This is a genomic window from Candidatus Poriferisodalis sp. (assembly GCF_965203655.1).
Lineage (GTDB): Bacteria > Actinomycetota > Acidimicrobiia > Acidimicrobiales > Poriferisodalaceae > Poriferisodalis.
Genome location: NZ_CBDBDD010000005.1, coordinates 1 through 18,800 on the forward strand (window position 1 = coordinate 1; position 18,800 = coordinate 18,800).

The following is an 18,800-nucleotide window of genomic DNA, read 5'->3' on the forward strand; positions in this document are numbered from 1 at the left end:
ACCCGAGGAACACGGCGGCTGGCGGTGGACCAGCTTGATCTGACGGGGTATCGCGCTCTGGAATCCCACGGCGTCGAACTGGTGAGCGCAGGTCCGATCATGGAACTGGCGCGTGCGGTGAAGGGTCCCGACGACCTCGCCGCCATGCGCTGCGCTATCCACGCATGCGAATCTGCCATCGACGAGATGCAAGCCATGTTCGAACCGGGGGTGAGCGAGTTCGATCTGTGGGCGGAACTGTGGGCCGGGAGCCTGCGCCGTTACGGGGAGTGGATCGAGACGAGGCTGCTGTCATCGGGGCCCAGAACGAACCCCTGGTATCACGAGGCCAGCAGCCGTCGGGTCCAGTCTGGGAGCTCATGGGTTTCGATACTGATCTGGTGGGCGCGTACGGAATGTGCGTCGATATGTCGCGCACATGGCGGTGCGGGGGCGGCGCCCCGACGGCGGCACAACAGGACTGCTGGTCGCTCGCCGTCGAGCAGATCCATCGCAATTCCGAACTGCATCAGCCCGGAGCCACGCTGCGCGAGATCACTGACAAGGCGTGGTACCCCGACCCCGACTGCTACCGCGGCTACACGGTCATCTCACACGGGGTCGGGCTGTGCGACGAGTACCCGGCCATCTACCACCGTCACAAGTGGGACGCCGGTGGCTACGACGGCGTGCTCGAACCGGGCATGGTGATGTGTGTCGAAGCCTTCATCGGTGCGCGGTCCGGCGGCGAGGGCGTGAAGCTGGAAGAGCAGGTGCTGATCACCGAGACCGGCAATGAGGTGCTGACGACCCTCCCGCTCGGGCTCGTCTAGACGGCTGGACCCGTCGAGTCAGGCGTGCTCGGCGCTGTCAAGCAGGATCGGGCGGCAGGTCGTGCCCGTGCTGTTCGAAGCTGACGAGGATTTGGTTGGCTTCGACGGCGTCGCCGGCGCTGCAGCGGATCTCGGCGACCGTTCCGGCCCCGTGCGCTGTCAACGAGTGGAGCATCTTCATCGCCTCCACCACCACGACCACGTCGCCGGCGGCCACCACGTCGCCAATGACGACGGGAACTTGGACAACCACGGCGGGGAAGGGCGCTGCAACAGCGTCGACCGAGCCGGTGTCGTCGGTTGCGGTGGGTGCCCACGCGTCGGACCGGTCGGGCACCTCGAAGGTGACGGTGTGCCCGGCGATGTTGACCGCCACGGAACCGGCATTGGCGCTGCTGGCCGTGGCGAGGTTGGGGGGCGCTTGCCGCGGGTCGTTCGCCGTCGGGCCGGTCGGCGCGTCACTGCCGGTGCCGTTCATGGCTTCGGCGCTGACCTCGTGCAGCAGGCCTGCGCTGTCACGCAGCAGAACTGCTGCCTCGGCACGGTGCTCAGTCAGGCGGAACGACCCGAGCGCCGACCAGGGGCCGGCTGGCTGGGCGGCCCGCTGGCACCGCAGCCGGGTCAGCCATGCCGCTGCCGCTACTGGTGCAGCATCGTCCACCAACGGTGGCGCTGGCATCGCTCCCGATCCGGGTGGCTCTGTCGCATCGCCAGACTTCTCGCCGAGGCCGGGTGCGCTGGTGGGACTGTCGGGCTGCAGTGCGTCGATGACGTTGGTGGTCATCCCGCCGCTTCGCAGCGCGGGCATGTCCGTCAGCCAGCGCAGGAAACCGGCATTGGTAGGCACGGGCCCCACGACGAGCCCATCGAGCGCATCGCGCAGCGCATCCAGCGCCGATGCCCGGTCGGGGCGCGTGACGATCAGCTTGGCGATGAGCGGGTCGTAGTAGGGAGTGACCTCGGACCCTTCGGCGACCGAGGCATCCCAACGCACGCCGGCAGGCACCGACAGGTGGCGCACCGGGCCTGCCCGCGGGCTGAAGTCGTCGTAGGGATCCTCGGCGTTGATGCGAGCCTCGATGCTGTGCCCTGTGAACGTCACATCAGATTGGCCGAGGCCCAACGGCTGGCCAGTCGCCGCCCGCAACTGGAGTTCCACCAGGTCCAGGCCGGTGACCGCCTCGGTCACCGGATGCTCCACCTGCAGGCGAGTGTTCATCTCCAAGAAGAAGAACTCGCCGGATGCCGCATCGACGATGAACTCCACCGTGCCCGCATTGTCGTACCCGATGTGCCGGGCGAGCGCCACCGCGGCATCATGCAGGCCGTCGCGGGTGGCTGCAGGCAGATTCGGCGCCGGGGCTTCCTCGATCAGCTTCTGGTAGCGGCGCTGCGACGAGCAGTCGCGGGTGCCGAGATGGACGACGTTGCCGTGCCGGTCGCCGATCAGCTGTACCTCGACGTGCCGCGGCTGGGAGATGTAGCGCTCCATGATCACCCGGTCATCGCCGAACGAGCGCGTCGCCTCAGTGCGCGCTTCACTCAGCGCAGTGTCGAACTCGCCGGCCGAGCGCACGATCCGGATGCCCTTGCCGCCGCCACCGGCCGACGCCTTGACCAGCACCGGGAAGCCGATCTGATCGGCAGCAGCGGCTAGGTCGCCATCGCTCGCGCCCGGAATCGTCGGCACTCCGGCTGCCTCGGCCAAGGCACGTGCTTCGATCTTGGCTCCCATCTGAGCGATGGCCTCTGGATGCGGCCCCACCCAGACCAGGCCCGCATCGATGACCGCCTGGGCGAAGGCCGCGTTCTCGGACAGGAACCCGTAGCCGGGATGCACGGCATCGGCATGGTTGTCACACCCCGCGGCAACGATGGCGCTCATGTCCAGGTACGAACGATCGAGTGCCGCCGGCCCGATGCAGATTGCCTCATCGGCGTCGCGCAGGAAAGGCGCATCGCGGTCGGGTTCGGCATACACCGCGACGGTCTGCCAGCCCAGCCGCCGAGCAGTGGCGAACACACGGCTCGCGATCTCGCCCCGGTTTGCCACCAGCAGCTTCACGACGGACCTGCCTTGCCAGACGCCGATGCGCGGCATCGCTGCCGGTGTGGCGCGAGCACCGCCTCGACGTGCGTCGGCCCGCAGACGCGCGAGGAGCGAAGCGGGTCGAACGTGACAGACACGCGTAGAGCTTGCGGTCGGCGGTGCCGTTGCCGTAGAGCGCGCGAGGAGCGAAGCGGGTCGAACGTGACAGACACAGCCAGCTACATCCTGTAGACGAGGCCGCTGCCGGGAGCGGGGGCGTCCTGGCGTGCCGCTAGCGCGAGGCAGAGCCCAAGCGTGTCGCGGGTGTCGGTGGGGTCGATGAGTCCGTCGTCCCACAGGCGCGCAGTGGCGTAGTAGGGGTCGCTCTGGCGCTCATACTGGTCGGCCACCTCGGCCCGCATGGCAGCGATCTCTTCGTCGGTGGTCTCGGTGCCGCGCATGCCGGCCAGGCGGATGTCCACCAGCACTGTCTGAGCAGTCTCGGCCGACATGGTGGCGATGCGGCTGTTCGGCCATGCAAACAGGAGTCTGGGGTTGAAGCCCCGCCCGCACATGCCGTAGTTGCCGGCGCCGTAGGAGCCCCCGATGAGCACCGTGTAGCGGGGCACGGTGGCGTTGGCCACAGCGGAAACCATCTTCGCCCCGTGCTTGGCAATGCCCGCTGCCTCCGAGTCGCTGCCGACCATGTAGCCCGTGGTGTTCTGCAGGAACAGCAGCGGCACCCGGCGCTGCTCGCAGAGCTCGATGAAGTGTGTGGCCTTCAGAGCGTCGGAGGAGAAGATGATCCCGTTGTTGGCGATGATGCCCACCTGGAAGCCCCAGATGCGGGCGAAGCCGCAGGTGATGTGCTCACCCCATTCGGGCTTGAACTCGCCGTAGCGGGAGCCGTCGACGAGCCGGGCGATGATCTCGCGGGCATCGAAGCCGATGCGGTCGTCGGCGGAGATCACGCCGTAGATCTCGGCCGGGTCGAAATGCGGGACTTCCGGCTCGGACCACGACAGCCAGCCCTCCCGGTGGTCGACCAGCCGTTGGTTGGCGGCGGCGCAGAGCTCGCGCAGCTTGCCGTAGGCGGATCGCTCGTCGGGTGCCATGTAGTCGGACACGCCCGAGATGCGCGTGTGCAGCGCCGCCCCGCCGAGGTCGTCGGGCTCGATGATCTCGCCGAGGGCCGCCTTCACGATCGGGGGACCGCCCAGGTAGATGCGCCCGATGCCCGACACCATGATGACTTCGTCGCTGAGCGCGGGCACGTACGCCCCGCCGGCGGTGCAGCCGCCGAGCACCACCGAGATCTGCGGCAAGCCCTGGGCTGACAGCCGGGCTTGGCGGTAGAAGCTGCCGCCGAAATGGTCCTTGTCGGGGAAGATGTCGTCCTGCAGCGGCAGGAACGCCCCGCCGGAATCCACCAAGTAGATGACGCCGAGGCCGTTCTCGGCGGCGATGTCCTGGGCTCGCACGTGCTTCTTGATGCTGATCGGCAGCAGCGAGCCGCCCTTCACGGTGGCGTCGTTGGCGATGAACATCCACGGCACGCCATGGACCACGCCGATGCCGGTGACGATGCCGGCGCCCGGGGCGCTGTTGTCATACATGTCCCAGCCGGCCAGCGTGGACAGCTCCATGAACGGCGTGTCGGCGTCGCACACCAGATCGATCCGGTCGCGAGGCAGGATCTTTCCCCGGTTGTGATGGCGCTCGATGGAGCGCTCGCGGCCCGCACCGCCGGAGATGGCGAACTGCTGGCGATCACGCAACGTCACGAGCAAGTCGGCATAGGCAGCAGCGTTCTTGGAGAACTCGCTGCTGCCGGTATCGATGCGGCTCTCGAACTGTCTCATCAACCCGTACTGCTATAGAGAGCCTGCACTTCATCGACGGGCAGCCTGAGCAGCTTGGCGATGCGCTCCGGTGAACTGCCAGTACGGCGTGCCTCCTCGACTAGGTCGCATACGCGCTGGCCGTCGTTCGCGGCGCGCAGAGCACAGCGCCAGAGTTCCTGTTCCGCTGTGGTCATCGGAGTCGTGTGGTTGGGGTCCAGTGAATGCGCATACGCGCAGATCTCATCGGCATGCGCTTCGCAGTAGCTGTCGATTTCCTCTTCGGTCATTCCCGAGAAGTCGAGATTCAGAGGCATGTCTTCACCTTAGGCGTGTCGTTCTCGCTGGCATCGCGTGGATGATCCGGAGCTTCCCGCCGGCACCGTCATCCACGATCACGAGCTCGAGGAATGCGCCGTCGCGTCGGGAGCCGATGGCGAAGATGCGCCCGTCGTCTCCGAAGTCGATCTGGTGAGGGTTACGAAGGGCATGCAAGATGTCGGCATCGGGCACGCCGTGGCGACGCGCTGACGGCGTGATAGCCGCTGGATCCTCGTCATTGCCCATCTGCGCGGCACGGTAAGAACGGCGACGTGCTCGCTGCAAGCGAATTTCGACGGCGTATACAGCTTCAGACGATGAGAGGGTCGAGCCAGGCGTCGGGATGGATGACGGTGTTCATCTCAGCACCGGTGTGAGTGATGACCTTGACAGCGATGGGCCGTCCATCCGGCGGGATCGGAAACGGCTGCGACCGAAACGAGATGATCTGCGCCTCGGCGTCGGATGCAAGGTCACCGGCAAGCGATTTCATGGCTGCCTTGAGTCCGGCACTGTTACGGACACCGTTGGGGAAGTAGGTGAGGCGGGCAAGGAACTGCATCTGGTCGTGGTCTGTATCGACCATCCAGCAATCGATGCCGTCTTCGTCGGTCTCGCGCACCATGCCGCTCGACGGGTCATATGCGTCACAGCCCAGCAGGCGCACCGTGAGCGAGGTGCCGTCCGATGTGCGACGCACCTCGCAGTCCGGTTCCCCGAGCAGTGTGAACGTTCCGCCGTCGGCATCCTTGCGAGCCAGTTCGGGTATCTGCAGATCTTTTGACGCCACGACCCGGTGAACCGAGCATGCGCCGATGCGTGCAGGCACGTCAGGCTCGAACGCGAAACCGACCGCGATGAGGTTCTCGCAATCGGCGGCGTTCTGGCGCGCTTCGATAACTGCTCGCTGTGCCTGTGCCATGGTCACGGTGGCATCTGGCGCAGCGATCATCAGCGCGGCGGCAATCTCGGTGTCCCGGCCGGGCCGTGTGCATGTCACGCCGTGGGAGGCGAGGTGGGTGTCAGGCCAACGCTCGTGGTCGATGACTTGCAGCAGCACAGTGCCGGTTGAATCGCAGATTGGCGATCGGTACAGCGCATCGACGATCGTCTTCTCGGTATCTCCCGAGGCAAGGCCGAAGTCGACGATGGGCGTTTCGCTGCCGTCGAGATCGGTGACCTCGTCTGCCCCTGTGCTTGGTGATGTTCGATTCGAGGCGCCGTCGAAGGGCAGGTACGAGTAGGGGGAGTGCGATTCGACGGTGAATGGGCTGGCGAGCCGGACGCGTTTGGCCTCGGTCTCAGTCTGGTCGACGAGCTTGATGATGTTGTCGGGATGGCTCCAGTCGGTATTCGGATCGGCGAGGCGACCGGCGGACACTTTGCGCATCGTCTTGCAGATGAAGTCGGCAGCCGGGTCGGTGCCGCCATCTGTGGTGCGATGCCACGTGTAGGTGGAGGTCATGAACTTCTGACGGGCGACGGCGATGGCGACGCGGCTGACATCCATCGTGATCCAGCGCCGCCCCCACTCCTCGGCCACATCCGCGGTGACCCCGGACCCGCACGTCGGGTCAAGCACCAAATCGCCCGGATCGGTAGTCATCAGCACGCACCGCTCGACGATTGAACTAGCCGTCTGAACGACATAACGCTTTTGGCCTCGCACCGTCACTGAGTTGTGCCAGACATTGTCAATCCGACGTCCGGCGGTCTCGGACTCCAATTGCTTCCAATACAGCGCGCGCTTCGTGCCGTATAGACGGTTGGTCCATCCGAGCCAGCACAAGCCGCATGGCTCGGAATCGGGACACGGAGGCGAAGCCTCCGTGCGCGCGCCATTGTCGTCCGGCGGGGTACACACTGGTGCGTCTCCGGCATGGACGGAGACGCGCCATTGTCGTCCGTCCCCGCAGTGGTACCTATGACCATCGTACTCAACCCAGCGTGTACGACCGGTAGTGGATGCGCCCATCGAAGTGAGATTTTCTCGGTTCCAGATCACTGCACCCGCCGGAAGTTCAGCCTCTGGCCGTTCTCGCTCCCGCGCCGTCATTCCTCGGCTACGGCGATCTACTTCTTCGACCATCGGCGTCGAGAATCCCCCAAACAGGTCAGCGACGCCTTTGCGGTCGAGAGGCTCGTATAGCTGCCGGTATCTGCACCGAGACTTGTCCTTGGCGTACCAGAGAAGGTACGAAGCGCTCTCTGGCAGCGTCCTTGCCGAGGAGCCTCCGGTTGGTCGCCAAGTGATGGTCGCAACCCGGTTTTCCGGGCCGAAGACCTCGTCGAGTACCAGCGCTAGACGGTGGACGTTGATGTCTCCGATCTGGCAAAACAGTGAACCAATGTCCGTGAGCAATTCGCGTGCGAGTACGGCGCGTTCGTGGATGCCGTCGAGGTAGGAGTGGATGCCGTTGCGGTAGCTGTCGCGAAACGCCCGTAGCGGGGCGGTGTCGCCCGCGGGCAGCCCGTCGAGCTTTTCGGGGGTCTCAAGCTTGCCGGTTGAGGTCTGGAAGTTGGACTTGAAGTTCTGCCCGTAGGGCGGGTCGAAGTAGATCATCTGCACCTGTCCGCGCAAGCCGTCCTTGGCGATGAGTGACTGCATCACCGCTGACGAGTCGCCGTGAATCAACCGGTTCTGCCAGTGACCTGCGTGCTGGTACCACTCCCATTCGACCGCGTCGTCGGCCAAGCCGTCGAAGTCGAGCTGCAACGAACGGGCGGCATCGGGCCGGCGCAATTGCTCCACGAGCGACGCCGGTGTGACCTTCTCGCGGGTGTACAGCGGCGCACCGGAGAACTCGTGCTCGGCGTCGGCCTGCTCCCCGCCATCGATTGTCGAAGTAGGGCCTTGACGATCCCAGGCCAGCACGGGGTGCGTGCTCAGATCACGGTCGAGCTTCACATCGGCACGGTCGACCGCCGCCTCGTATGCCCGCGCTATGGCCTCGGGCAGCCGACGCGACGCGCTGAACGGCGCTGGCGCTCGGTCGTCATCGCCCATTAGCGGCGCCGTCTCGGCCGTGGGCTGATTGACGCGAGACGCGGAAGCGTGTTCGTACGCGCCGGGTTCAGACTCGTTCGGCGTTTTCGCCATGATGGTCTCCTCGTCGAAGTGCACAAGTGCGGCCGGCTGGTGTGGCGTTCGTGCGTGCAGGCCGGCTATCGCCGCGCGTAGAGCCGGGATGCCCAACGACGCCTGACCGCTGCATGCGGGCGCAAACTCTCATGGCGACGCCTGCGCCAAGTCGTTGATACGTCCGGGCAGATGGGCGGCGTCGGTAATGACCTCATAGGCCCAGCGGCGCAACTCAGCGGGCAGCTCCGGAGTGCCCTCAACAGCGGGAATCCAGTGCTCACGCGTCCATCGCTCGGCCGCAATCGCCTTGTCGTCGACGATGCCCTTGCACTCGATGACGACATTCAGCCCGTTGGCCAGTCGGGCGACGAAGTCCGGTTCATAGTTCCGCCAAGCACCGTCGAAGTGGTACGGCAGAGACCAGCCGAGGCTGAAGTTGCGGGCCCAGGCGGCTACTGCGGGATGCTTGTCGAGGATGCGTGCTGAGTCACGCTCAAGACGCGAGTGGCACGCTGCATGCGACAGCTCGCTGTTGCGGGCCGCGTGAATGTGGCGCAGCGTCGTCTCGAAGCTGACGTCGGCCGTATCGCCCAGCGATGGTTGTCCCAGCACCGCTCGGCGCAAGTGCGCCGCGGGCATGTTGGGGCTGCCGTCCTCTCCCACATCCGAAGTGGGGGGGGGGGGGGGTCACCGCGAAGCGGCATGCCGCGATGAGCCCGTTGTAGAACTCGCGCTTGTTCCTGTGGCGCAACAGCACCGACGCGCTTGCGCATTTCACATCGGGATGAGCGAGCCAGTCATCCAGTGCGCGGTAGGCCGACGCGAACAGTGAGCATCGCCCGACGCCATGCAAGCTGTCGGCGGATTCGCCGGGCGCCTGGAGCGATGCCGCATTGTCTGCAACCGTGAGCAGGTTCGCGATCTCGGCGGCACAGCGGACGCGAGCCGTCTTGTCTCGACGCCAATCGTCGGGCGACAGGAGGTTTGTCTCGCCGGTTACACCTGCCACCTCGACCAACTCGGCAGAGGCATCCTCGCTCAGCACGGCTAGGTGCACCGCTGCGGGATCCAGAACGAACCCGGCGGGCGGCGCCACTGTTCGATACTCGATCACGTGGGGCCAGGTGATCCTGTGGTTGCCACGTCCCCGCACCGTACGGACTTCCGTGCGATCTGGCGGCGGCGTTCCGCGGTGCGATCCCCGCGCAGGCATGAATTCGAATGGGATGCCAAGCACCTCGGCGTACTCGGGGGAGAGGAGGTGCTCCTTGCCGGGCTCGTCGCGGAACGATTCGTAGGACGTGCGGCGCAGCGCCCTACCGGTCACCTGCTCGCACAGCAACTGCGACGAGAACGCACGGAAGCCCACGATCTGATTGACGGTGCGGGCATCCCAGCCTTCGGTGAGCATCGACACCGAGATGACGCAGCGCACTCCCGCCCCGAGCCGGCCTGGCTTGCCCACAGTGTTGAGCGCCTCGCGTACTGCATCGGGTGGTACGTCCTCGCCCATGTGGGCTGCCTGCTCGCGCATCAGCTTGGCGAAACGCGTGGTGATGGCGTCATCGTCATCGGGCCGGGAATGGACCAGCAGCGTCCGCGGATCGGCTCTCCAGCGAGGCACAGCACCATCTGCTCCGTCGACCACATTGGAGAACTCCGCGAACCGCCCCGCCACCAGCGCCCCGTCCGCGGTCTCGCAACCGGCTATGTGCTCGTACAGCGCCACCGCGTTGTCGATGGTGTTCGCCACCACGATCATCACCGGGGGCGTGGGCTGGCGATCCTGCGTGTCCTCGTGTGTGCGGCGCCATTCGTTGACCGAGGCACTGAGGGCGTCTTCGAGCGGTTGCGGCAGCGTTACGGCGGGATCGGCACTGCGCTTGGGGAGCTTCTTGGTCGGAGTGGCGTCGTAGAGCCGGCGCCACGCAGTTCGCGCCTGCTCCGTGTCGTCGTCGATGGGCACCCGCGGCACCTTGACCAAGCCCGACTCGATGGCGTCCATCAAGCCGAAGTCGGAAGTGACCCATTCGAACATCGGCGATTCGCCGCGATTGGCTCGGGCGATCCACATCGGTGTCGCCGAGAAGTCGTAGACCGGCGACGCTTGGCCGCCGAACCGGTCCAGTTCGCCCAGCGCTCCCATGTCACGCAGCGTGCGAATGGCGCTGAACCACACTGCGGCGATCTTGTTCTCGTTCCTTTCCTCTGCAGATTGCTTCGCTCGTCCGTCCGTGGCAGGCAGGTAGCAGTGGTGCGCCTCATCGTTCATGACGACGAGGTCGCCGTGGGTGCGACGACGCTTGAGCAAGTCGCCGACTACGCGACGCACCATCGCGGCGGGCGTCTCGGTTTGATCGGCCCGAACCGCGCCGAGAACGGCCTTCTGGGCGCCGGTGGATTCGGTGGGATCGCGACGGCGAAACGCCTGAAAGTTCACGATCTCGACCCGGGCAGCGTGCAAGTCGCGCCAAAGATCCTTCGGCACGAGGCTGAACTCTTCGTACACGTTTCCTGGGTGCGAGGGCCGCAGGACGGCAAGGCGGTCACGCACCGTCAGGCCGGGGGTGAGCACGAGGAACCGCGACGAGTGCTGGAGGTTGCGTCTGCGGCGTGAGCGCACCGCGTTGAGCGTCTGCCACGCGATGAGCATTCCCATGACAGCGGTCTTGCCGGTACCGGTTGCCATCTTGGCGCAGTAGCGGACAATGCCGTCGTTGTGGTCGCGCGCTGCTGCCTCGATATCGCGGCGCTCAGGTGTGTCCCTTCGGGCGACCTCTCGCAACCAGATCAGCGTTTCGATGGCTTCGCGTTGGGCGAAGAACGGGCGAAGCTGGCGGTGCGCGGAATCCTCCGCCCAGTGCACCAAGAGCCTTCGCGTGACTGACGTGGTGCCTTCGTATCCGCTGAGCCGCCACGTTCGGACATGGTTTCGGATCTCATTGATCAGCTTGTTCGACGTCGACATCGCGTCGAAGTCCATCGCCAGCATCCCGGTCTTCGCGTCGTCGGGTACCGGCCGGAGCAAAGCGGACGGGCGACGCCCGGTGAGTGGTGCCTGACCGGCCAGGGCACGGCCGGCTTCATCTAGCTGCCAATGCAGATCGGGCTCGGCGTAAGGCGAGCAGATGATCGGATCGACGGCCGGATCAAAACCGGGGCCGCTTGTTGTTTCAGCCACCGCAGTACCTGCCCCGGCAGCCAGTCGGCCGAACACGCATGGATCGCAAACTAACGAACCGGTGCAACAACGTCCGGCATTGGCGCCTCCATGTGTCGGTGCAATGAACGGATCTATGCCGCAGCGACAAGGAATCGCCCGTTCTGGCGCTCAGAAGTTGGGATCGTCTGGGTCCAGGCCCAGCAGCATGCGTCCTGCAGTGTCCATCTGGTAGCTGCCGACCATGAAGTGGCCGGCGACGGCCCTCACATCGTTCAGCAGGGTGCCGAGCGGTGACGATGTGTAGTTGGCAGTGCTGCCGGTGGCCGTCACCAGCGTTTCCACTGCAGCGATGCAGTTCTGCACGCTCCACGAACACGCCAAGCGCGCCCGAGCATGCTGCGCCGGCGTCACATCGCCGCAGGCTGAAGCGGTCTCCCATATCTCCGACAGCAGTTCGGCGACGAAGGCGCGACCGGCACCGGCGAGTGCGGTGGCGCGGGCCATCGCTGCCTGGGCGTCGGGCCGGTGGGCCAGGGCCGAGCGGTTGTACAGCGGGGTCTTGGCGTCGGCCAAGGCTGCGAACTCGTCGATGGCGCGGTCCGCTATACCCGATGCCACACCGGTCTTGGGGAAGGGGAATCGCAATCCCGACGGCAGGCGGTAGTAGGGGTGCTCGTTGGGCTTGGGCAGCGAGAAGTTCTCGACCACCGAGGCCCGCTGGTCGGGCACGAAGTGCTCATCCAGCACAACGTCGTGGCTGCCGGTGCCCCGCAGGCCCACGGTGTGCCAGGTGTCGTCGATCAGGCTGGTGTCGGCCGGAACAAGCACGAAGCACAGTTGCCTCGGACGGGTGCCGTCGACGATGTTGGCCAGGACCCACCAGTCGGCTGCGGTGCAGCCGCTCACGAATGGCCACCGGCCGTCGACGATCCAGCCGCCGTCGGCAGGCCGGGCCACTCCCTTGGGCACGCCGGAGCCGGCGATGACCGCATCTGGCTGCGCTGCGTAGAACTCTGCCACTGTGGCGGGTTCGAGGTAGGCGGCGAAGATCTCCGCTTCCTCGTTGCAGGTCATGGCGACCCAGCCCGCTGACGGGTGCTCATAGGCAACTCGCCGGCTGAACTCGATGAACTCGGCCGGGTGGCGCCCACCGCCGCCGAGCTCGGACGGCACGAGCAGTCGCATGAGGCCGAGCCGCCCCAGTTCGGCGACGATCTCGAGGTCAGGGTTGCGTACTGCGTCGCTGTGCTCGCCGCCGGCACGAACCCGCGCCAGCAGCTCGTCGGTCAGTTCCGGCGGGGGCGGGTGCTGCCACGGCGACGGGCTGTCGGCCATCCGGGCAAGCTAACCGCCGCGCAACGGCAAGCGCCTGCGTATCGTCGTACCGGCCCACACGGCGCGGCATTCCGTCCGGCGCAGAACCAGACACATCACGAGCGTGAGTTCAGGCACCACATGAAGGCATCCGAAGCCACCCAGCACACGGCATCTGCGCCGCTTGCGGGCATGACCGTTCTGGATCTCACTGATCACCGCGGCGAGTTCGGGCCGTGGATGCTGGGCGAGCTCGGTGCAGACGTGATCAAGGTGGAACCGCCCGGCGGCACTCCGGGTCGTGCGGCGCTGCCGCCGAGGCCGCAGCAGGGACCGACGGGCGACCTGCGCAGTTGGCAATTCTGCGCGTACAACTCCAACAAGCGCTCCATCGTGCTGGATCTGGATGACACCGACGACCGGCAGGTGTTCGAGGCCCTGGTCAAGCTCGGCGATTTTGTCTACGAGTCGGGTGTGCCAGGGGCGTTGGCTGCAGCCGGATACGCCCACGACGACCTCGCAGCACTGAACGAGAGCATCGTTCACGTACAGGTCACGCCGTTCGGCCTCGACGGGCCTCGCAGCGGTGATCCGGCCTCGGAGCTGTCGCTGGCGGCGCTCGGTGGGCCGGCAAACATGCAGGGCATCTTCGAGCGGGCGCCCGTGAAGGCATCGATCGCTCAGGCGTGGCGCCATGCGGGAGCGGAAGCCGCTGCGGCAGGGCTCATGGCCCACGCCCGCATGCGCGTCACCGGCTCGGCACAGCACGTCGGCGTGTCAGCTCAGGCGGCGATGACCTGGACGCTCCTCAATGCCATGGAGACCCACGCGATCTGCGGGCGCGACTTCAAGCGCTCGGGCACGGTCGCGCAGTTGGCCGTGCCGCTCGAGATGCGCTACCGCACCCAGGACGGCTGGGCGATCGGTGTCGCCCGGGGCGTGGCGACGGGTCGGCTGCTCGACTGGTACATCGAAGAAGGCCTCGCAGACGAGAGCTGGCGAGCCGAGGAGTGGGACACCTACGACCTGCGTGCCGCAGCCGGCGAACCGATCAGCCGGACGTTCGACGAGCTGTACCAGGCGATGGTGGGGCTGTGCGAACGGCACACGAACGGCGCACTCCTGCAGCGTTCGATGGTGCTGAAGGAGACGATTGCGCCAGTCCACACCGTGGCCGACCTTGTCCAGTTCGAGCACCTGCGCGTGCGCGACTTTTGGCGGTCAATGCAAGAGGGCGATGCGGCGGGAGTCGAGCTTCCCGGCGGCCCTGCGACCATCGACGGTGTCCGTGTCGGCACGAAGCGGCAGCCGCCACGCCTCGACGAGCACGGCGCAGATATCAGGTGGCAACTCGCTGAGGTCAGCGCCAATCCCGTGCCGCCGGCCGAGGCGCCCGCTCAACCGACAGCGTGGAGCGTGGGTGATGCCGATCTGCCTTTCGCCGGCCTGCGCGTAGCGGACTTCAGCTGGATCGGCGTGGGGCCCATCACGGCGAAGGCGCTCGCCGATCACGGCGCGACCGTGGTGCGGATCGAATCCAGCTCGCGACTCGACGGCCTGCGCGCCAACCCGCCGTTCAAAGACGACGTCATCGATATCGATATGGCCCACTTCTTCGGCACGTTCAACACGTCGAAGCTGAGCATTGACATCGATCTCAAGACGGCTGCTGGCGTCGACATCGCCCGTCGGATGATCGCGTGGGCAGATGTGGTGGTGGAAGCCTGGACACCGGGCACCTTTGCGCGCACCATCGCCAGCGATGAACTGATCGCCGAGCTGAACCCGAAGGCAATCGTGGTGCACACATCACTGCTGGCCAGCGGCGGACCGATGTCGGCGCTCGGCGGATTCGGCTATCACGCGGCCGCCATAGCGGGCTTCTACCCGGTCGTGGGCTGGCCCGATCTGCCGCCCGACGGCCCCTACCTCGCCTACACCGACACCATCTCCCCGCGGATCATCACCACCACACTGCTGGCGGCGCTGGATCGCCGTCGCCGAACCGGCGAGGGCTGCGTCATCGAAGCAGCGCAGCTCGAGTGCGGATTGCAGTTCCTGGCTCCCGAGCTGGCGGACTACGGCGAGAGCGGCACCGTGGCCACCCGCATGGGCAACCGCGACCCCGAGATGGCCCCGCAGGGGGTGTACCCGTGTGCGGGGGAGGACCGGTGGTGCGCGATCACCATCGCCGACGATGAGCAATGGGCGACGCTGGTGAAGCTCATGGATGCTCCGCAGTGGGCCCTAGCGCCCGAGCTGTCGACGGTGGAAGGGCGCCTCGCAGCCCACGATGCGATCGACGACGAGATCGCGGCGTGGACCGCCGATCAGGATGCAGCCTCGCTGGAACGGCAACTCCTTGATGCCGGGATCGCAGCAGGCATGGTGCAGCGCAGCAGCGACCTGCTCGCCGACCCGCAGTATGCGCACCGCGGCTTCCATCGGTGGCTGGAACATCCCCGGATGGGGAAAGTGCCCTATTCGGGCCACCAGTACAAGATCGCCGGGTACGACCATGGACCGAGGTTTGCGGCGCCCATGATCGGACAGCACACCTACGACGTGCTCAGCGGCGAACTGGGCCTCAGCGATGACGAGATCGCCGAAGCCGCTGCAGCCGGCGCGCTGGGCTGACACCTCGACTCAGCGGGCGCACCCGCCTGCACGGCTCTTTAGCCTGACGCCGTGAGTGCTGCGGAGCCCCTGCCGCTGGGGGTGCTGGATCTGGCGACGGTGTCGCACGGGGCGACCAGTGCGCAGGCGCTGGCAGAGACCGCTGAACTGGCTCGGGCTGCAGACCGGCTGGGGTACCGGCGGTTCTGGGTAGCAGAGCATCACAACATGGACACGGTGGCGAGCACGTCTCCGGCTGTGCTGATCGCGCACCTGGCCGCGCAGACCGCCCAGATCAAGCTCGGCTCGGGCGGGGTGATGCTGCCCAATCACAGCCCGGCGGTCATTGCTGAGCAGTTCGCCATGCTCGAGGCACTGCATCCGGGCCGCATCGACCTCGGCATCGGCCGGGCTCCGGGCAGTGACAGGCTCAGCGCGGCCGCCGTGCGCTCTGGCGGCTCGCCCGCGCACGGGGCCGTGGCTGACCCGTGGCAGGTTGATGACTTCCCGTCCAATCTCATCGACCTGATGGGCTATCTCGGCGATGTGCGTACTACTGACGGCCCGTGGTCCGACTTCGCCGCCACGCCGGCCGCTGAGACCATGCCCCAGGTGGTGTTGCTGGGTTCGAGCGGCTATTCGGCGCAGCTCGCCGGGTACCTCGGATTGCCGTTCGCCTTCGCGAATCACTTCGGCGGCGGCGGAACGGCCCAAGCCGTCGAGCAGTACCGGCAGCGATTCGAACCGTCGGCCGTGCTCGACGAGCCGTACATCATCGTGAGCGTGGCGACGGTGGTGGCTGAAGACGCGCAGCGAGCCCGCCATCTGTCGGCACCGGGACGGCTGCGACGCTGGGGCATCCGCACCGGCCGCTTCTGGCCGCTGTACTCGCCCGCGGAGGCTCAGGCTCATCCCGAATGGGAGCGCGCGGCCGCCATGCCCGGCAACTCCGTGGTCGGCGATCCCGACGATGCGGTTGCCGGGTTGGAGCAGCTCGCTGCCGAGACCGGTGCTGCCGAGCTAATGGTGCACACCACCACCTTCGGTCTGCCCGAGCGCATCGAGAGCCTCGAACTGACGATGCAGGCATGGCAGCGGCGGGCAGTTGACACAACGGGGCCCGTGGAAGCGGCCGAGCCCGCCACCTCCGACGTCTCGGTCTCGGCCCCATGAGCGCGCCGGACGGCGCGACGGCGCCCGACGTGCGTACGACGGCCATGGGGACGCACTTCGGATCGTTCCTGGTCGACTCGCGCGACGGCGAAGTGGTGGCCGTGCGCGGCCATCCCACCGACCCTGAGCCGTCCCACCTGGGGGAGTCGCTGCGCCACTTCGCGGAGAACCGGGTGATGCGGCCCGCCGTGCGGCAGTCCTGGCTGGCCGACGGGCCCGGCGCGGCCACTCACCTGCGCGGTGACGATCCATTCGTCGAGATCGACTGGGACACGGCACTCGACCTTGTGGCCGCCGAGCTGACCCGGGTACGTGACGACCACGGCAATTCGTCTATCTTCGGCGGTTCCTACGGGTGGGGTTCCGCAGGACGATTCGGTCTGGCATCGAGCCAGCAGCACCGCTTCATGCGCTTCTTCGGCGGCTGCACCGACCAGAAGGGCACGTACTCCTCGGCCGCTGCCGAGGCGATCTTCCCCTACATGGTCGGCACGAGCTATCACGGCGGGCTGGCACGGCAGACCTCGTGGTCGGTGATCTGCGAGCACACGGAGCTGTTCGTGTGCTTCGGCGGCATGCGTGCCAGCAACAGCCATGTGACCTACGGCGGTCAGGGGCCGCACCACCACAACGACTGGGTCGCCCGCGCCAGCAAGACGGGTGTGCAGTTCGTCAACGTCGGACCGCTGCGTGACGACTTCGACAAGTCGGCAGATGCTCGCTGGCTCCCCATCCGGCCTGGCACCGACGTCGCGCTCATGGCGGGAATCATTCACACGCTCGTCACCGATGGGCTCGCCGATGAGGACTTCCTGGCAAGCCGCTGCCACGGCTGGGACCGGCTGCGCGCTCATCTTCTGGGCGAGGGCTTCGCCGCCGCATGTGGCGACTGGCGCGGCCCGGCGCCATGGGCGAGCGCAGTCGACTACGACACGCCCAAATCGGCACAGTGGGCGGCGGAGGTGACCGGCATCGAGGCCGATGACATCGTCTCGCTGGCACACGAGATGGCCGCCAAACGCACGCTCGTCAACCTGTCCCTGTCCACCCAGCGGGCGCACCACGGCGAGCAGCCGTACTGGATGGCGCTCGCACTGGCGTGCGTGCTCGGCCAGGTCGGGCTGCCCGGCGGGGGATATGCCTTCAGCTTCGGCACCCAGGGCAATACCGGTGCCGGGCAGACGCGGGCGCGCATTCCCGGCCTGCCGGTGCCGATGCGCCAGCCGGGGCCTCCCACCATTGCCGTCTCGCGCATCACCGAAATGCTGGAACGACCGCTCGAGCCGTACGACTTCGATGGCCGCAGGGGCCGCTTTCCCGACATCCGGCTCGTGTACTGGTCGGGCGGGAACCCCTTCCATCATCACCAGGACCTGAACCGCTTGATGCGGGCGTGGCGACGGCCTGAGACCATCGTGGTGCAGGAGCCGTTCTGGTCGCCGGTTGCCCGGAGGGCCGACATCGTGCTGTCGGCAACGACGCCGTTGGAGCGCAATGACATCGGCGGTGCGGAGACGATGCTGATCGCCATGGCGGCGGTGGCCGAACCGGTGGGGGAGTCGCGCGACGACTACTGGATCTTCGCTCATTTGGCCGAACGCCTGGGGTTCGGGGAGCAGTTCACCGAGGGGCGCACGGCCGACGAGTGGGTCGAGGTCATCTACGAGATTCACCGTGCCGCTGATCCGCAGGCCCCGACGTATGAGGAGTTCCGCGCCGAGGGTTACGCGATGGCCCCCGGCAAGGCGCTGATGGGGGAGCCCACGCAGGTCTATCTCGATGCGTTCCGCGCCGATCCCGAGGGCAAGCCGCTGCGCACGCCGAGCGGGCGGATCGAGCTGTGGAGCGAGACGATCGCCGGCTACGGCTACGACGACTGCCCGCCGCATCCGGCCTGGATGGAGCCCTTCGAGCGGCTGGGCGGCGCGGGGAGCGATCGTTGGCCATTGCACTTGGTGTCGAACCAGCCTCGGGCCCGCCTGCACAGCCAGTACGACCATGCCGCTCCCAGCCAGGCGACCAAGGTGGCGGGCCGCGAGCCGGTGCGCATGCACCCGGCGACCGCCGCGGCCCGCGGCATCGCTGACGGTGACGTGGTGCGGCTCTACAACGATCGTGGCGCGTGCCTGGCAGGCGCTGTTGTCGACGACTCCGTCATGCCTGAGGCGGTCCAGCTGTCGACGGGCGCTTGGTACGACCCTGCAGCCGACGGCACGTGCCGTGCCGGCAATCCCAACACGCTGACCGCCGACGTCGGAACCAGCCGCCTGGCGCAGGGGCCGTCGGCGCACACGTGTCTCGTCGAGGTCGAACGGTACGACGGCGAGCCGCCCCCGGTGGAATCGTATTCGCCGCCGGAGATCATCCCGCTCACTCAGAGCTGAAACGGGCGCGCATTCGGTGTGCCCCAGCGGCAGCGAACATTCGTCCACTACGAACGTGCGTTTGA

At 66.9% G+C, this 18,800-nt stretch carries 12 protein-coding genes and 1 pseudogene; 6 read left to right on the forward strand and 7 right to left on the reverse strand.

Features of this window, described 5'->3' with window-relative positions:
* Positions 1-144: 144 nt before the first annotated feature.
* Together ACOGW9_RS04345 and ACOGW9_RS04350 are read left to right on the forward strand one after the other, a co-directional pair.
* Positions 145-345, forward strand: a pseudogene (locus ACOGW9_RS04345) (M24 family metallopeptidase); the annotation flags it as partial.
* A 14-nt stretch (positions 346-359) separates the two neighbouring features.
* Entirely contained in the window at positions 360-812 is a 453-nt protein-coding gene (locus tag ACOGW9_RS04350; RefSeq protein WP_419908741.1) for a M24 family metallopeptidase, read from the forward strand.
* 37 nt (positions 813-849) lie between these two features.
* Here the strand turns inward: ACOGW9_RS04350 and ACOGW9_RS04355 are convergent, their stop codons facing one another.
* From ACOGW9_RS04355 to ACOGW9_RS04365, 3 genes are all read right to left on the reverse strand, one after another.
* Entirely contained in the window at positions 850-2,877 is a 2,028-nt protein-coding gene (locus ACOGW9_RS04355; protein ID WP_419853569.1) for an acetyl/propionyl/methylcrotonyl-CoA carboxylase subunit alpha, read from the reverse strand.
* A 203-nt stretch (positions 2,878-3,080) separates the two neighbouring features.
* Positions 3,081-4,703: a carboxyl transferase domain-containing protein gene (locus ACOGW9_RS04360; RefSeq protein WP_419853568.1), complete on the reverse strand. Its 1,623-nt coding sequence runs from the start codon at positions 4,701-4,703 to the stop codon at positions 3,081-3,083.
* On the reverse strand, positions 4,703-4,999 hold the full coding sequence (locus ACOGW9_RS04365) for a hypothetical protein (protein ID WP_419908715.1): 297 nt from the start codon (positions 4,997-4,999) through the stop codon (positions 4,703-4,705). Before ACOGW9_RS04365 ends, ACOGW9_RS04360 begins: the two co-directional genes overlap by 1 nt.
* Before the next feature lie 37 nt (positions 5,000-5,036).
* On the opposite strand from ACOGW9_RS04365, the gene ACOGW9_RS04370 reads away from it, so the two are divergent.
* Positions 5,037-5,213 (forward strand): hypothetical protein, encoded by a 177-nt coding sequence (locus tag ACOGW9_RS04370; protein WP_419908717.1) that lies wholly within the window; start codon positions 5,037-5,039, stop codon positions 5,211-5,213.
* A 100-nt stretch (positions 5,214-5,313) separates the two neighbouring features.
* Here the strand turns inward: ACOGW9_RS04370 and ACOGW9_RS04375 are convergent, their stop codons facing one another.
* The 4 genes from ACOGW9_RS04375 to ACOGW9_RS04390 form a co-directional block, all read right to left on the reverse strand.
* On the reverse strand, positions 5,314-8,103 hold the full coding sequence (locus ACOGW9_RS04375) for a DNA methyltransferase (protein WP_419908719.1): 2,790 nt from the start codon (positions 8,101-8,103) through the stop codon (positions 5,314-5,316).
* A gap of 129 nt (positions 8,104-8,232) precedes the next feature.
* Complete coding sequence (locus ACOGW9_RS04380) at positions 8,233-8,697, reverse strand: hypothetical protein (protein WP_419853564.1); 465 nt, start codon at positions 8,695-8,697, stop codon at positions 8,233-8,235.
* On the reverse strand, positions 8,579-11,266 hold the full coding sequence (locus tag ACOGW9_RS04385) for a DEAD/DEAH box helicase (protein WP_419853563.1): 2,688 nt from the start codon (positions 11,264-11,266) through the stop codon (positions 8,579-8,581). Before ACOGW9_RS04385 ends, ACOGW9_RS04380 begins: the two co-directional genes overlap by 119 nt.
* Before the next feature lie 150 nt (positions 11,267-11,416).
* On the reverse strand, positions 11,417-12,583 hold the full coding sequence (locus ACOGW9_RS04390) for a hypothetical protein (RefSeq protein WP_419853562.1): 1,167 nt from the start codon (positions 12,581-12,583) through the stop codon (positions 11,417-11,419).
* A 120-nt stretch (positions 12,584-12,703) separates the two neighbouring features.
* On the opposite strand from ACOGW9_RS04390, the gene ACOGW9_RS04395 reads away from it, so the two are divergent.
* The 3 genes from ACOGW9_RS04395 to ACOGW9_RS04405 are packed head-to-tail and all read left to right on the forward strand — an operon-like array spanning position 12,704 to position 18,735.
* On the forward strand, positions 12,704-15,199 hold the full coding sequence (locus ACOGW9_RS04395) for a CoA transferase (protein ID WP_419853561.1): 2,496 nt from the start codon (positions 12,704-12,706) through the stop codon (positions 15,197-15,199).
* Positions 15,200-15,250: 51 nt separating this feature from the next.
* Complete coding sequence (locus ACOGW9_RS04400; protein ID WP_419853560.1) at positions 15,251-16,351, forward strand: LLM class flavin-dependent oxidoreductase; 1,101 nt, start codon at positions 15,251-15,253, stop codon at positions 16,349-16,351.
* The gene (locus ACOGW9_RS04405) at positions 16,348-18,735 is read left to right on the forward strand and encodes a molybdopterin-dependent oxidoreductase (protein ID WP_419908744.1); all 2,388 of its coding nucleotides are present in this window, start codon (positions 16,348-16,350) and stop codon (positions 18,733-18,735) included. The genes ACOGW9_RS04400 and ACOGW9_RS04405 overlap by 4 nt, the downstream gene beginning before the upstream one ends.
* Positions 18,736-18,800 lie beyond the last annotated feature (65 nt).

Coding starts and splice junctions, on each gene's coding strand:
- ACOGW9_RS04350 (WP_419908741.1), top strand. CDS start 360: ATGGGTTTCGATACTGATCTGGTGGGCGCGTACGGAATGTGCGTCGAT.
- ACOGW9_RS04360 (WP_419853568.1), bottom strand. CDS start 4,703: ATGAGACAGTTCGAGAGCCGCATCGATACCGGCAGCAGCGAGTTCTCC.
- ACOGW9_RS04365 (WP_419908715.1), bottom strand. CDS start 4,999: ATGCCTCTGAATCTCGACTTCTCGGGAATGACCGAAGAGGAAATCGAC.
- ACOGW9_RS04375 (WP_419908719.1), bottom strand. CDS start 8,103: ATGGCGAAAACGCCGAACGAGTCTGAACCCGGCGCGTACGAACACGCT.
- ACOGW9_RS04390 (WP_419853562.1), bottom strand. CDS start 12,583: ATGGCCGACAGCCCGTCGCCGTGGCAGCACCCGCCCCCGCCGGAACTG.
- ACOGW9_RS04395 (WP_419853561.1), top strand. CDS start 12,704: ATGAAGGCATCCGAAGCCACCCAGCACACGGCATCTGCGCCGCTTGCG.
- ACOGW9_RS04405 (WP_419908744.1), top strand. CDS start 16,348: ATGAGCGCGCCGGACGGCGCGACGGCGCCCGACGTGCGTACGACGGCC.